This is a genomic window from Ochrobactrum sp. SFR4 (assembly GCF_019730395.1).
In the GTDB taxonomy this organism is placed as follows: Bacteria; Pseudomonadota; Alphaproteobacteria; order Rhizobiales; family Rhizobiaceae; genus Pseudochrobactrum.
Window position 1 is genome coordinate 1 of the sequence record NZ_JAAPBB010001254.1, and the last position, 242, is coordinate 242.

The window sequence follows — 242 nt, forward strand, 5'->3', positions numbered from 1 at the left end:
GCCCGGCGTGCTATGGTCGCGGCGGTACCGAACCAACTGTCACCGATGCGCAGATAGTGCTGGGTCGACTTGATCCTGACCATGCGCTGGGCGGCAGTCTCAAGCTCGATCCGGAGCTGTCCTTTAAGGCGATTGAGGAGAAAATTGCCAAGCCGTTGAATATGAGTGTGACAGAAGCAGCCCTCGGTATTCTCAAAATTATCAATTCGAATATGGCGTTAGCAATCCGCTCTTCTTCGGTG

At 53.7% G+C, this 242-nt stretch carries 1 protein-coding gene; it reads left to right on the forward strand.

Going from position 1 to position 242, the window contains the following annotated elements:
• On the forward strand, window positions 1–242 hold a 242-nt coding region (locus HBA93_RS23035), incomplete at both ends, for a hydantoinase/oxoprolinase family protein (protein ID WP_286202164.1).